Origin of the sequence: Burkholderia pyrrocinia (genome assembly GCF_003330765.1) — a bacterium.
Classification (GTDB): Bacteria; Pseudomonadota; Gammaproteobacteria; order Burkholderiales; family Burkholderiaceae; genus Burkholderia; species Burkholderia pyrrocinia_B.
In genome coordinates, this window is record NZ_CP024903.1 from 413696 (window position 1) to 427239 (window position 13544).

Consider the following 13544-nt stretch of genomic DNA (forward strand, 5'->3'; position numbering starts at 1 on the left):
GCGATGCGGCGTATGACGACAGCGGCCGATGCGGCGCGGGGTGTGAAGGGCGGTGCGACGATCGCGGCGGCGGCCATGCTGCTGGCGTTGAGCGGATGCGTGCCGTCGGGTTTCCTGCCTTCGCTGTCGCTGCGCGCGCCGGCCGACGATGCGCTCGCGCGCACGGCCGGCCCCGGCGCGAACGGCGCGTGGCCGGCGCCCGACTGGGTGAAGCAGCTGCAGGATCCGCAGCTCGACGAACTGGTTGCCGAGGCAGCGCAGAACAACCCCGATCTGCAGGTCGCGCAGGCGCGGCTGCGGATCGCGCAGGCGCAACTCCAGCAGTTCGATTCGCTGACGGGGCTGACCGGCACGGCCGGCGCGACGGTCAGCCGTGCGCGGATGCCGAAGCCCGGCGACATCGCCGACGTGACGGCCGGTGGTTATCGCGTGCCGGTCGAGATCTTCGGCGATCCGGTCGTGTCGCCGTCGTCGGTGTTCGTCGGGCTGAATTACCAGCTCGACCTGTGGGGGAAGAACCGCGCCGCGACGAAGAGCCTGATGTCGCTGCGCGACGCGGCCGGTGTCGAGGCCGAGCAGGTGCGGCTCACGCTGGCCGTCGCCGTCGTCACCGTGTATTGTCAGTTCGACCAGGCGTATGCGACGCGCGACCTGCTGCAGCAGAAGCTGAAGATCAGCCAGCGCGTGACGGCCGTGCTGCGCGAGCGCACCGCGCGCGGCCTCGACAACGCGTACGACGCGAGCGACGCGTCGATCAAGCGCAGCCGCCTGCTCGAACAGATCGCGCTGAACGACGAGCAGATCAAGCTCGCGCAACTGCAGCTCGGCGTGCTGTCGGGCCGCGGCCCCGAGCGGGGGCTCGCGCTGCAGCGGCCGCGCGTCGGCGCGTTCGCCGGCGGCGCGCTGCCGGCGCGGCTGCCGGCCGACCTGCTCGGCCGCCGGCCCGACATCGTCGCCGCGCGGCTGCGCGTCGAAGCCGCGTTTGCGAATGCCGATTCGACGCGCGCGCAGTTCTATCCGGACGTGAACCTCGTCGCGCTCGGCGGCGTGTTCGCGCTCACACCGGCGTCGCTGTTTTCGCGCGACTCGCTTGCCGGATCGGTCGGCCCCGCGATCTCGCTGCCGATCTTCGACCGTGGCCGGCTGAAGGCGAAGCTCGGCGCGGATGTCGCGCAGGCCGACGTTGCGATCGGGCTGTACAACAAGACCGTCGACGACGCGCTCGGGCAGGTCGCGCAGATCGTCACGTCGCTGCAGACCGCGCAGACGCTCGTCACGCAGCAGCAGGACGCGGTGGCGGCCGCGCAGAAGATCGTGCAGATCGCGGCCGACCGCCACCGGCGCGGCGTGCTGATGCAGAAGGATGTCGATGTCGCGGATCTCACGCTGATCGACGAGCGCGCGCAGATGATCGCGTTGTTCGGCCGGCAGCGGACGTTGCGCGTCGGGTTGATCGGCGCGCTGGGCGGCGGGTTCGATGCGGGCGCGGCGGTGGCGTCGGCGCCGGCCGTGCATCAGGCGCGCAGCGGGGCGGCGAGGCGCGGTGCGGCGACCGCTGCGGCCGCGAGTCGGGCCGCGGCGGGACCGGCGGCCGATGCGCGTCAGGGGCGCGGCGTCGTGCCGCCGGCCGCCGGCACGTCGAGTGTCGGGCCCGCGCGGCGCGACGAGGCGATGCGTACGTCGACTGTTAGTACGACGAATCCCGGCGCGACGCCTCGCGGCACCCCTGTTCTCGCGCGCACTGCATCGGCGAGCCAAGCGCCGGCGCCGGCCCCGTCGGTCATGCCGGCGCTACCCGTCTTCCAGCACGATCGTCTGATCGTTACGCAAAGCGACTGATGCACCACGACAACCTTCATACCGCCGCGCAGCCGGCCGCACTGAACGATCCGGCACTCGACGCGCGTCGCGCGACGCGCCGCAAGCGCTTCACCGTGTTCTTCGCGGTCGTGCTGCTGGCCGCGCTCGCGTGGATCGCGTTCTGGCTGTTGAGCGACCGTTATTACGAAGACACCGACGATGCGTATGTCGCGGGCAGCATCGTGCAGGTCGCCGCGCAGATCCCGGGCGCCGTGACCGACGTGGTCGTCGCCGATACGCAGGCCGTGCGCGCCGGGCAGACGCTCGTGCGGCTCGACGACACCGAGGCGTCCGTCGCGTTCGCGCAGGCGAAGGCGCAGCTCGCGCAGGCCGTGCGGCAGGTCGCGAACGCGAAGATCTCGAACACGATGTACGTCGAAGCCGTGAATGCGCGGCGCGCCGACCTGTCGCTCGCGCAGCGTGCGTTCGTGGCGCGCTCGGGCGCATCGGTCGAGATCGTCGCGCCCGAGGAGCTGGCGCGTGCGCGTGCGGCGGTGGCCGGCGCGCAGGCGAATCTCGCGGCCGCGCAGGCGCAGCTCGACGCGGCGCGTGCGCTCGGCAGCAAGCTGCCGGTCGACGAGAGCCCGGCCGTCGTGCAGGCGGCCGCGCAGTTCAAGCTCGCGTACCGGAACCTGAAGCGCACGACGATCGTCGCGCCCGTCGACGGCACGATCGGGCAACGCTCGGTGCAGGTCGGCCAGCAGGTCGGGCCCGGCGTGCCGCTGATGTCGATCGTGCAGTTGAACCGGCTGTGGATCGACGCGAATTTCAAGGAAGGGCAGATCCGCCACATGCGTGTCGGGCAGCCGGTCGAGATCGTGTCGGATCTCTACGGCTCGCGCATCGCCTATCGCGGCCGCGTGCAGGGCTTCTCGGCGGGCACGGGCAGTGCGTTCTCGATGCTGCCGTCGCAGAATGCGGCCGGCAACTGGATCAAGGTCGTGCAGCGCGTGCCGGTCGTGATCGCGATCGATCCGCGCGACCTGGCCGCGCATCCGCTGCGTGTCGGGCTGTCGATGCGCGCGACGGTCGACACGCGCGACCGCAACGGCCATGCGCTGGACAGCGAGCCGCCGACGCCGGCCGTCAGCACGCGCGTGCACGACGGCGTCGCGAGCGACGCGGAAGCGGCGGCCGCCGCGATCGTCCGCGAGAATCAGGGCGGGTAACGCCTGCTGAAAAAAGGGCCGGGCCGGCCGCCAGGATCGGCCGGCCCGCTGCGCTCCCCGCCTTCCCGTCGTTTCCCGGCCGGACTTTCGCGTTTCCGCCATCGATGTCGGCGCCGTTCAAACACGTGTCGCGTTTGAGACATCGGCGCCCCTGCCTCCGGGACTACTCTCGAACAGCACGTTGCGTGTGCGCCGCATAGGCCGGCGCGCCGCCGCGCCATCCAACGAGACATGGAGACAATACGATGAGCAGCAATCGAGGTGTCGTCTATCTTGGACCGGGCCAGGTCGAAGTCCAGAACATCGATTATCCGAAGATGGTCGATCCGAGCGGCCGTGCGATCGGGCACGGCGTGATTCTCAAGGTGGTCAGCACGAACATCTGCGGCTCCGACCAGCACATGGTGCGCGGCCGTACGACCGCACCGGTCGGCCTCGTGCTCGGTCACGAGATCACCGGCGAGGTGGTCGAAGTGGGCCGCGACGTCGAGACGCTGAAGCTCGGCGATCTCGTGTCGGTGCCGTTCAACGTCGCGTGCGGTCGCTGCGCGATGTGCAAGGACACGCATACGGGCGTATGCCTGAACGTGAACCCGTCGCGTGCCGGCGGCGCATACGGCTACGTCGACATGGGCGGCTGGATCGGCGGCCAGGCCGAGTACGTGCTCGTGCCGTACGCGGATTTCAACCTGCTGAAATTCCCCGACCGCGACCAGGCGATGGCGAAGATCCGCGATCTCACCTGCCTGTCCGACATTCTGCCGACCGGTTATCACGGCGCGGTGAGCGCGGGCGTGAAGCCGGGCTCGACGGTCTATATCGCGGGTGCGGGCCCGGTCGGGATGGCGGCGGCCGCATCGGCGCGCCTGCTCGGCGCGGCCGTGACGATCGTCGGCGACATGAACGCGGAGCGCCTCGCGCACGCGAGGGCGATGGGCTTCGAGACGGTCGACCTGTCGAAGGACGCATCGCTCGGCGAGCAGATCGAGCAGATTCTCGGCGTGCCCGAGATCGACTGCGCGGTCGACTGCGTCGGCTTCGAGGCGCACGGCCACGGTTCGTCGGGTCACTCGGAGGAAGCGCCCGCGACGGTGCTGAACTCGCTGATGGAAATCACGCGGCCGGCCGGCGCGATCGGCATCCCGGGCCTGTACGTGACGGACGATCCGGGCGCGAAGGACAAGGCCGCGCAGCACGGCAGCCTGAGCATCCGCCTCGGCCTCGGCTGGGCGAAGTCGCATTCGTTCTTCACGGGCCAGACGCCGGTGCTGAAGTACAACCGCAACCTGATGCAGGCGATCCTGTTCGACCGGCTGCCGATCGCGAAGATCGTCAACGTCGAAGTGATTTCGCTCGACCAGGCGCCGGAAGGCTATAAGAAGTTCGACGGCGGCGCGCCGCGCAAATTCGTCATCGACCCGCACGGGTTGCTGGCGGCCTGATGCGCTAGCTTTCGACACGCGCAACGCGAAACGGGCGGCTCCGGAAACGGGCCGCCCGTTTTCGTTGCGGGTTGCGGGGGCAACGAGGCGGGCGCGAACGGCCGGACCACGCACTCAGCGGCCGCGATAGAGCTTCGCGACTTCGGCGTGGCTGGGTGCGGTGCGTCGCACATGGCCGGTGTGCAGGCTCACGCGGCGGATCGCATGCGTGCGATGTGCGGGTGCGCGGCTGCCACGCCAGTCGACCTGGCGAACCGCGCCAGAGTGAAGCCGGTCACGCGCGCGCATCGACGGCGCGGCCCGCGCAACCGGCATCGGGCTGGCGGGTTCAATGGCGCTCGGGCCGCCGTGTTGCTGATTGGCCGCCAGTTGCGTTCCGTCAGTCGAATGAAACGGATAGACGGGCGCCGGCAAGACCGGCAGCACCGGATCGTTCGATGCATGCACGACGGATTCGATCGCTGCCGCGCCGGATGTATTGGAACCGCGACAAACGGGATCGGCCTTGCACGTGCGGTCGACCGTCACGTAGCCGCCGACCAGCAGCACGAGCGTCAGGATGCTCATGATCGGCGCGCTCGATGCGCGCGGCCGCCGGAACGCCGCATTGCGAAGCGTCCGCGCGACGCGTGACGACCACGTAAAGAAGGACTGCACCGTATGCGTGGCGCGCGTGTCGTCCGGCGCGCGGCGGATCGGCTCGAACGGCCAGTTCCACCGGCCGCAAGCAGGGCAGTGCTCGAGCGCGCGGAACGCGACGAATCCGCACTGCGTGCAGCGGCAGCAGGCCGTATGCCGCGACCTCGCATGGGCGTTCAGGACGCCCGTCAACGTGTCGCGTGCGACGATTTTCCGGTTGAGCAGGATGCGCATCGTTCGATGAGGACAGTCGTGATCGATTGATCGGGCGAACTTCGCCCGCCTCCGTTCAGGCGGCGCGTTCCATCGCGGCCTCGTACCGACCGCGGCAGGCCGCACCGTTCAGGCGCGCGCGCAGCAGCAAGGTGTCCTGCGCGGCGCGTACGTTGGCCGCCTGTCCCTTCCACGCGGCAAGCGGCGGCTCCTGCAGTGCGCGTCCGTACGAAAAGCTCAACAGCCACGGCCGCCCGGAGAGGCGATTCATCGCGTCGAGATTGACGGTCGCTTCCTCGGGCGTCTGTCCGCCGGACAGGAAGAAGATGCCGGGCACTTCGGCCGGCACGACGCTGCGCAACAGGCGCACCGTCGCATCGGCGACCACAGCGGGCGTCGGCTGCGCCGCGTGCGTGTTGCCGGGAACGACCATGCTGGGCTTGAGCAGCATGTGCGCCAGCACGACCCGATGCCGATGCAGCGCGTCGAACACCGCATGCAGCACCGCGTCGGTTACTGCCGCGCAACGCCCGATCGAGTGGTCGCCATCGATCAGCACTTCCGGTTCGACGATCGGCACGACGCCGGCCTCCTGGCAGATCGCCGCGTAGCGCGCCAGCGCTTCGGCATTCGCTTCGATTGCGGCGCGGCCCGGCAGCGTGGCGGAGACGTTGTACACCGCGCGCCATTTCGCGAAACGCGCGCCTTGCCGCTTGTAGCCGTCGAGACGCGCCGCGAGCCCGTCCAGCCCTTGCGTGATTTCGTCGCCGGGCGCGAGGGCGAGCGCAATCTTGCCGGCGTCGACCTTGATGCCGGGCACGATCTGCTGGCGCGCCGCGAGTTCGGGCAACGGCGTGCCGTCGTCTGCACATTGCCCGAGCGTCTCTTCATACAGGATCACGCCGCTGATGAATTCGCCGAGGCCCGGCGTCGACAGCAACAGGCTGCGCCATGCGCGGCGGTTCTCTTCCGTCGATTCGACCGCAATCGTCTTGAAGCGTTTCGCGATGGTCGGTCCGCTTTCGTCGGCAGCCAGCAAGCCTTTGCCGTCCTGTACGAGGGCCTCGATGGTCGCCTGGAGTTCGCGCTCGGTGCTCATGTGATTCCTCCGTTGAAACCGCCATCCGGCACCACGTTCGTGCCGGTCGGTTTTTTTTTGCTCGTTATCCGGTGTGCGGCTTTTTCCGCCGCCCGCTTCACATCGCCACGCCTGCCTTTCGATCTATATTCTTTGTCGCGCGCCGGTCAGAACGCAAGTCGCAACGCGCATGCCGCGTATGATCGGCGCGCGTGCGGACGGCATCTTCCGTACTAGTGCGTGTGCCGTTGCCGCGCCACCAGCGCGCCGATGGTCTGCATCGCGTGTTCGACGGCGGGCGTCCACGGCCGGCCGTAGTTGAGCCGCACGTAACGACGGAATCCGCCGGTCGCGGAAAAGATCGGCCCCGGCGCGATGCTGACGCCGTTTTCCATCGCTTCGCCGAACAGGTGCATCGCATCGACGCGCGGCGGCAGTTCGATCCACAGGAAATACCCGCCGAGCGGCGCGAACACTTCGGTGTCGGCCGGAAAATACGCGCGCACGGCCGCCAGCATCTGCGCCTGGTGCGCGGCGAGATTGCGTCGCAGTTTCCGCAGGAAGCGGTCGTATGCGCCGTCGCGCAGGTAGTTCGCAATCGCCATTTGCGCGGGCACGTCGGCCGACGGCGCGCTCGCGCTCTTCGCCTGCCGGATCTGCCGCACGTAGCGTCCGGCCGCGACCCAGCCGATCCGGAACCCCGGCGCGAGACATTTCGAAAACGAACCGCAATGCAGGACGAGCCCGCTGTCGTCATACAGTTTGGCGGGGCGCGTGGGCGTCGTCCCGAAATGCAGTTCGCCATACACGTCGTCCTCGATCAGCGGCACGCCGCGCGACGCGAGCAGGTCGATCAGCGCGCGCTTGCGCTCGTCGGTCATCGTCGCGCCGGTCGGGTTGTGGAAGGACGTCATGAACCAGCAGGCGCGCACCGGATGCGTGTCGAGTGCCTCGACGAGCGCATCGAGGTCGAGGCCCGTGCGCGGGTCGACCGGAATCTCGACGGCCTTCAGGTGCAGGCGCTGCACGGCCTGCAGCACCGCGTGGAATGCCGGTCGTTCGATCGCGACGATGTCGCCCGGGCGCGTCAGCGCCTGCAGGCAGAGCGTCAGCGCTTCGAGCGCGCCGGTCGTGATGACGATCTCGTCCAGCGGCAACACCGTGCCCGCGTTCAGGTAGCGCAACGCGATCTGCCGGCGCAGCGCGTCGTGGCCGGGCGGCAAGCCGGACAGCAGTTTCGTGCGGTCCATGTTGCGGGCCGCCGACGCGACGTAGCGCCACAGGCTGCTCATCGGGAACAGCGAATAGCTGGCGAATGCGGAGCCGAGCGGGACGATGTCCTCGCACTTGAGCGAGTCGAGCAGGCGGGACAGCACGTCGTCGCCGCCACCGGTTTGCGCGGCGGCCGGCTTGCGCGGCGGTTCGTGGCCGAACCGCACGCGTTTGTCTTCGAGGTTCGCAACAAAATAACCGGACCGCGCACGCGCGATGATCAGACCCTCGCTTTCGAGCGCGTAGTACGCGCGAAACACGGTGGACGGGCTCACGCCATACGCGCGGCAGGCGGCGCGCACGGTGGGGATGCGCGTACCGGCTGCCAGGTCGCCGCGCCGGATTGCATCGGCGATGGTCTGTGCCAGCGCCGCATGTCGCTTCATGCCTGCCCTCCGGCCGATCGGGGCCTCGCTGAAAAAAGAGTAGCACGGCATCCGTCGCGCGCAATCCCGCCTGATCCGTATGTTTTTTACGCGCTCTGATCCTTTTCTTTCGTCTGACAAGCGGGCATCCTCCCGCAAGTTTTGTTCCCGATGTCCGATCGATACGGAAATCACGCTGTCCGGCGGAGGATCCGTGGCTCCCGCGCATCCCGCGCGTGGCCTTGTCTACGGCGTCCTTACCTTATCCGGAAGCATTCAGCGTGAAATTGAAGACCCTCGTCGCGGGCCTGGTGGCCGGCATCGCCCTCAACCTGTTCGGCGGCGCCGCACAAGCCGCCTGTATCAGCAATCCCGCAGCCCAGTCGAACGCGTCGTTTCCCGCCGCACTGACCGGCAAGCTCGTCTATCACAGCTACGTCAAGTACGGCGACGGCACGAGCCAGCTGTTCCTCTACGACTTCTCGGCCCATACGCTGACGCAGCTGAGCAAGAGTTCGTGGGGCATCACCGATCCGATGAACGGCGTGTTCAGCCCCGACGGCAAGTGGCTCGCGTTCATGGGCATCAGCAACGGCGCATGGAACGTGTTCATGCTGCAGCTCGGCGCCGGCACGCCGCCCGTCAACATGACGAACAGCACGGGCGCCACGCGCAACGAGGACCCGAAATTCAGCAAGGACGGCAAGACCCTCGTGTTCAAGCAGAACGGCGACGTCAAGCAGGCGACGCTGTCGTACACGAGCGCGGGCCCGGTGTTCACGTCGGTCGTGAGCCTGACGAACGCGCCGGCCGGCGCCGAATACTCGATGCCGTTTCTCGCGCCGGACGCGAGCGCCGTGTACTACGCGACCGGCACCGGCTCGAACATGGGGCTGATGAAGCGCACGATCGCGACCGGCGCGACCGCCGTGTTCGATCATCCGGCCGGGCTGCAGACGTACTACCCGATCGTGCGCGGGGACGGCATGGTGTTCTATGCGCGCTGGAAAGACAGCGGCGCGGCCGACCAGATCTATGCGAAGACCGCGGACCCGGCTTCGACGCCGAACGCGTTGCCGATCAACGATTGCGTGAGCAACAACTCGGACCCGGCGCCGGTGAGCGGCACGAACTACCTGTTCTTCTCGTCGACGACGGCGGGCGGCTATCAGCTCTACGTGGGCGACGTGACGACCGGCCAGCGCTGGAGCCTGTCGCAGTTCGGCGTGAATGCCGACACGACGAAGGCCAAGCTCGGGTCGAGCTACTACGGCGGCCCGTCCGTCGCGCAGCCGACGCTGCTGTCGCAAGGGCGTCCGGCCGCCGCGTCGGCGAGCTACAACGCATCGCTCACGCCCGACAAGGCGTTCGACGGCAACACCACGAGCACGCGCTGGGATTCGCCGGAGGGCGCCGGCGTCGACCCGCAATGGATCTCCGTGGATCTCGGTGCGACGAAGACCATCAGCAGCATCGATCTCTACTGGGACGCGGGCGCGCTCGTCTACCAGATCCAGACGTCGAACGACAATGCGAACTGGACGACGATCTATTCGACGAGCAACGGCGTGTCGTACGGGCATGTCACGCTGCCGAACCTGAACGGGCACGGCCGCTACGTGCGGATGCTCGGCACGAAGCGCGCGACCCCGTGGGGCTACGCGCTCGACGAAATACAGGTGTGGGGTTCGTAAGCGCAAAAAAAAAGCGGCCTTCAAGGCCGCTTTTTTATGGGTCAATCGCTGCGGGGTTCACGCATGCAGCACATGCGCCGGAAAGGCCGGACCGGCGCTGGCCGCGCCCTGCGCCAACGGCGCGACCTGCTTGCGGCGCTCGCGTGTGGGCGCGACGCCGAACGCGTCGCGATAGCTCTTGCTGAAGTGGCATGCCGACTGGAAGCCGCATGCCATCGTGATGTGCATGATCGACATGTCGGTCTGCAGCAGCAGTTCGCGCGCGCGGCGCAGTCGCAGCGTCAGGTAGTAGTGCGTCGGCGTCATCCCGAGATGCTCGCGGAACAGGCGCTGCAGTTGCCGCTGCGACATGTTCGCAAGCCGCGCGAGCTCCTCGCGCGACAGCGGCTCCTCGATGTTGTTCTCCATCAGCGAGATCACTTCGAACAGCGACTTGTTCGCCGAGCCGAGCCGAGCGACGAGCGGCATGCGTTGCTGCGCGCTGGTGTCGCGCACGTGTTCGACGATGAATTGCTCGGCGATCTGCGTGACGCGCGCGGTGCCCACGCGCGCGGCGATCAGGTTCAGCATCATGTCGAGCGGCGCGACGCCGCCCGTGCACGTGATGCGGTCGCGGTCGATCACGAACAGTTCCTTCAGGAAGCGCGTGTCCGGAAACTCTTCCTTCAGCGCCGACATGTTCTCCCAGTGGATCGCGCACGCGTAGCCCGCGAGCAGCCCCGACTTCGCGAGCGCATAGGTGCCCGTGCACAGGCTGCCGAGCGGGAGCCCCATGCGTGCGAAGCGGCGCAGCGCCGACAGATGGGCCGGCGTGGTCGCGCGCTGCACGTCGACGCCGCCGCACACGAACACGATGTCGGGTTGCCCCACGCATTCGGCCGGGCCCGTGTCGACCGTGAGGCCGTTGCTCGCCGTGACCGGGCCGCCGTCCGGGCTGATCACCGACCAGCGGTAGAGCGGCTGGCCGCTCAGGTAGTTCGCCATCCGAAGCACCTCGATCGCATTGGTGAATGCGATCATCGTGAAATTCGGTAATGGCATGAACGCGAAGTGGGACAGCGACGCTGTGCGGTCGGGCGACATGGGGAGCGTTCCTTGAATCTCTAATAGCTTTTCGCCCGGGGGGCACGGGTCGGGCTACGGTATTGTGTGAGCGAGCGCAACAAGCGTGCCATACGGCTAAACCCTAGCTCCATACGTTGTCTGGGTGTAAGGCCGATGCTGCACTGCACCGTATCCGGGACGCGCCGCACTTCGAACGGGCGACAAAGGCACCGCCGAAGTGCGTGTCCATAGGTGAATAGCCTGCGCCGTTTTTGTCGGTCATCCCAAAAAGCACGACCGGACACTTGTATAAAACGGACGCGCATGGCGGAAAAGGCAAAGAACGCGTCTAAATTCATCAATCCGCCGAAAATCCGAACGACAAGAATAGAGCCGTTGGCAGCCTCGCACGGGAGCAGCAGGAAACCCAGGCAGGGCGGGCCCTGAGCTTCGGTTGCAGCCCTTTATTCTTCGTCACGGACGCACTATGTCGAACACCCAGCCTTTCTTCTCGCAGCCCCTTGCCGAGCGCGACGCGCCGGTGCGCAGCTCCATCCTGAAGGAACTCGAGCGTCAGCAGTCGCAGGTCGAGCTGATCGCGTCGGAAAACATCGTGTCGCGCGCCGTGCTCGAGGCGCAGGGCTCGGTGCTGACCAACAAGTACGCGGAAGGCTATCCCGGCAAGCGCTACTACGGCGGCTGCGAATTCGCGGACGAAGTCGAGGCGCTGGCGATCGAACGCGTGAAGCAGATCTTCAACGCCGGCTATGCCAACGTGCAGCCGCACTCGGGCGCGCAGGCGAACGGCTCGGTGATGCTCGCGCTGGCCAAGCCGGGCGACACGGTGCTCGGCATGTCGCTGGATGCGGGCGGCCACCTGACGCACGGCGCGAAGCCGGCGCTGTCGGGCAAGTGGTTCAACGCCGTTCAGTACGGCGTGAACCGCGACACGATGCTGATCGATTACGACCAGGTCGAGGCACTCGCACACGAGCACAAGCCGAACCTGATCATCGCCGGCTTCTCGGCCTACCCGCGCGCGCTCGACTTCGCGCGTTTCCGCGCAATCGCCGACAGCGTTGGCGCGAAGCTGATGGTCGACATGGCGCACATCGCTGGCGTGATCGCCGCGGGCCGCCATGCGAACCCAGTCGAGCACGCGCACGTCGTCACGTCGACCACCCACAAGACGCTGCGCGGCCCGCGCGGCGGCTTCGTGCTGACCAACGACGAGGACATCGCCAAGAAGATCAACTCGGCCGTGTTCCCCGGCCTGCAGGGCGGCCCGCTGATGCACGTGATCGCTGGCAAGGCCGTCGCGTTCGGCGAAGTGCTGCACGCGGACTTCAAGACCTATATCGACAACGTGCTCGCGAACGCGCAGGCGCTCGGCGAAGTGCTGAAGGCCGGCGGCGTCGATCTCGTCACGGGCGGCACCGACAACCACCTGCTGCTGGTCGACCTGCGCCCGAAGGGCCTGAAGGGCGCGCCGGTCGAGCAGGCGCTGGAGCGCGCGGGCATCACCTGCAACAAGAACGGCATTCCGTTCGACACCGAGAAGCCGACCGTCACGTCGGGCATCCGTCTCGGCACGCCGGCCGGCACGACGCGCGGTTTCGGCGTCGAGGAATTCCGCGAAGTCGGCCGCCTGATCCTCGAAGTGTTCGACGCGCTGCGCGCAAACCCGGAAGGCGACCACGCGACCGAACAGCGCGTGCGCCGCGAGATCTTCGCGCTCTGCGAACGTTTCCCGATCTACTGATCCGACCGACCCGACAAGACTGGAGCAACTCATGAGCACGCTGCATCAGGACAGCATCATCATCGACGGACTGAACATCTCGAAGTTCGAGAAGCCGGTGTTCGAAGACATGCGCAAGGGCGGTATCACGGCCGCGAACTGCACGGTGTCGGTGTGGGAGAACTTCGCCAAGACCGTCGACAACATCGGCGTGATGAAGAAGAAGATCCGCGACAACGGCGAGTTGCTGACGCTGGTGCGCACGACCGACGACATCTTCCGCGCGAAGAAGGAAGGCAAGACCGGGGTCATCCTGGGCTTCCAGAACGCGCACGCGTTCGAGGACAACCTCGGCTACATCGAAGCGTTCGCCGACATGGGCGTGCGCGTCGTGCAGCTTTGCTACAACACGCAGAACCTGGTCGGCACCGGCTGCTACGAGCGCGACGGCGGCCTGTCGGATTTCGGCCGCGAAGTGATCACCGAGATGAACCGCGTCGGCATCATGGTCGACCTGTCGCATGTGGGCGGCAACACGTCGTCGGAAGCGATCGCCTTCTCGAAGAAGCCGGTGTGCTATTCGCACTGCCTGCCGTCGGGCCTGAAGGAGCATCCGCGCAACAAGAGCGACGCGCAGCTGAAGGAGATCGCCGATGCGGGCGGCTTCGTCGGCGTGACGATGTTCGCGCCGTTCCTCAAGCGCGGGATCGAAGCGACGATCGACGACTACATCGAGGCGATCGACTACGTCGTGAACCTGATCGGCGAAGACGCGGTCGGCATCGGCACGGATTTCACGCAGGATTTCGCGAAGGAATTCTTCGACATGCTGACGCATGACAAGGGCCGCTATCGCCAGCTCACGAACTTCGGCAAGGTGATCAACCCGGACGGCATCCGCACGATCGGCGAATTCCCGAACCTGACCGCGGCGATGGAACGCGCCGGCTGGAAGGACTCGCGTATCCGCAAGATCATGGGCGAGAACTGGGTGCGGGTGTTCAAGGACGTGTGGGGCGCGTAAGCG

10 protein-coding genes are annotated in these 13544 nt (G+C 67.4%); 6 read left to right on the plus strand and 4 right to left on the minus strand.

What is annotated here, in order from left to right:
- The first annotated feature begins 3 nt into the window (after window positions 1-3).
- The 3 genes from CUJ89_RS19395 to fdhA all read left to right on the plus strand — a co-directional run bounded on the left by CUJ89_RS19395 (window position 4) and on the right by fdhA (window position 4471).
- Window positions 4-1839 (plus strand): efflux transporter outer membrane subunit, encoded by a 1836-nt coding sequence (locus tag CUJ89_RS19395; RefSeq protein ID WP_415859053.1) that lies wholly within the window; start codon window positions 4-6, stop codon window positions 1837-1839.
- On the plus strand, window positions 1839-3029 hold the full coding sequence (locus tag CUJ89_RS19400) for an efflux RND transporter periplasmic adaptor subunit (protein ID WP_114179120.1): 1191 nt from the start codon (window positions 1839-1841) through the stop codon (window positions 3027-3029). The genes CUJ89_RS19395 and CUJ89_RS19400 overlap by 1 nt, the downstream gene beginning before the upstream one ends.
- 245 nt (window positions 3030-3274) lie before the next feature.
- Entirely contained in the window at window positions 3275-4471 is a 1197-nt protein-coding gene (gene fdhA / locus CUJ89_RS19410; protein WP_114179122.1) for a formaldehyde dehydrogenase, glutathione-independent, read from the plus strand.
- 114 nt (window positions 4472-4585) lie between these two features.
- Here fdhA and CUJ89_RS19415 read toward each other — a convergent pair whose 3' ends face one another.
- The 3 genes from CUJ89_RS19415 to CUJ89_RS19425 all read right to left on the minus strand — a co-directional run bounded on the left by CUJ89_RS19415 (window position 4586) and on the right by CUJ89_RS19425 (window position 8059).
- Window positions 4586-5344 carry a hypothetical protein gene (locus tag CUJ89_RS19415; protein ID WP_114179123.1) on the minus strand — a complete coding sequence of 253 codons (759 nt, stop codon included), beginning with the start codon at window positions 5342-5344 and terminating at the stop codon, window positions 4586-4588.
- A 55-nt stretch (window positions 5345-5399) separates the two neighbouring features.
- On the minus strand, window positions 5400-6422 hold the full coding sequence (locus tag CUJ89_RS19420) for a class I fructose-bisphosphate aldolase (RefSeq protein WP_114179124.1): 1023 nt from the start codon (window positions 6420-6422) through the stop codon (window positions 5400-5402).
- A 212-nt stretch (window positions 6423-6634) separates the two neighbouring features.
- Complete coding sequence (locus CUJ89_RS19425) at window positions 6635-8059, minus strand: PLP-dependent aminotransferase family protein (RefSeq protein ID WP_114179125.1); 1425 nt, start codon at window positions 8057-8059, stop codon at window positions 6635-6637.
- 260 nt (window positions 8060-8319) lie between these two features.
- Here CUJ89_RS19425 and CUJ89_RS19430 point away from each other — a divergent pair, with 260 nt between their 5' ends.
- The gene (locus tag CUJ89_RS19430; RefSeq protein WP_114179126.1) at window positions 8320-9732 is read left to right on the plus strand and encodes a discoidin domain-containing protein; all 1413 of its coding nucleotides are present in this window, start codon (window positions 8320-8322) and stop codon (window positions 9730-9732) included.
- Window positions 9733-9789: 57 nt separating this feature from the next.
- On the opposite strand, the gene CUJ89_RS19435 is transcribed toward CUJ89_RS19430, so the two are convergent.
- Window positions 9790-10815: a GlxA family transcriptional regulator gene (locus CUJ89_RS19435; protein WP_114179127.1), complete on the minus strand. Its 1026-nt coding sequence runs from the start codon at window positions 10813-10815 to the stop codon at window positions 9790-9792.
- Between the two features lie 448 nt (window positions 10816-11263).
- Here CUJ89_RS19435 and CUJ89_RS19445 point away from each other — a divergent pair, with 448 nt between their 5' ends.
- Window positions 11264-12538: a serine hydroxymethyltransferase gene (locus CUJ89_RS19445; RefSeq protein ID WP_114179129.1), complete on the plus strand. Its 1275-nt coding sequence runs from the start codon at window positions 11264-11266 to the stop codon at window positions 12536-12538.
- A gap of 31 nt (window positions 12539-12569) precedes the next feature.
- On the plus strand, window positions 12570-13541 hold the full coding sequence (locus CUJ89_RS19450; RefSeq protein ID WP_114179130.1) for a dipeptidase: 972 nt from the start codon (window positions 12570-12572) through the stop codon (window positions 13539-13541).
- Window positions 13542-13544: the final 3 nt, after the last annotated feature.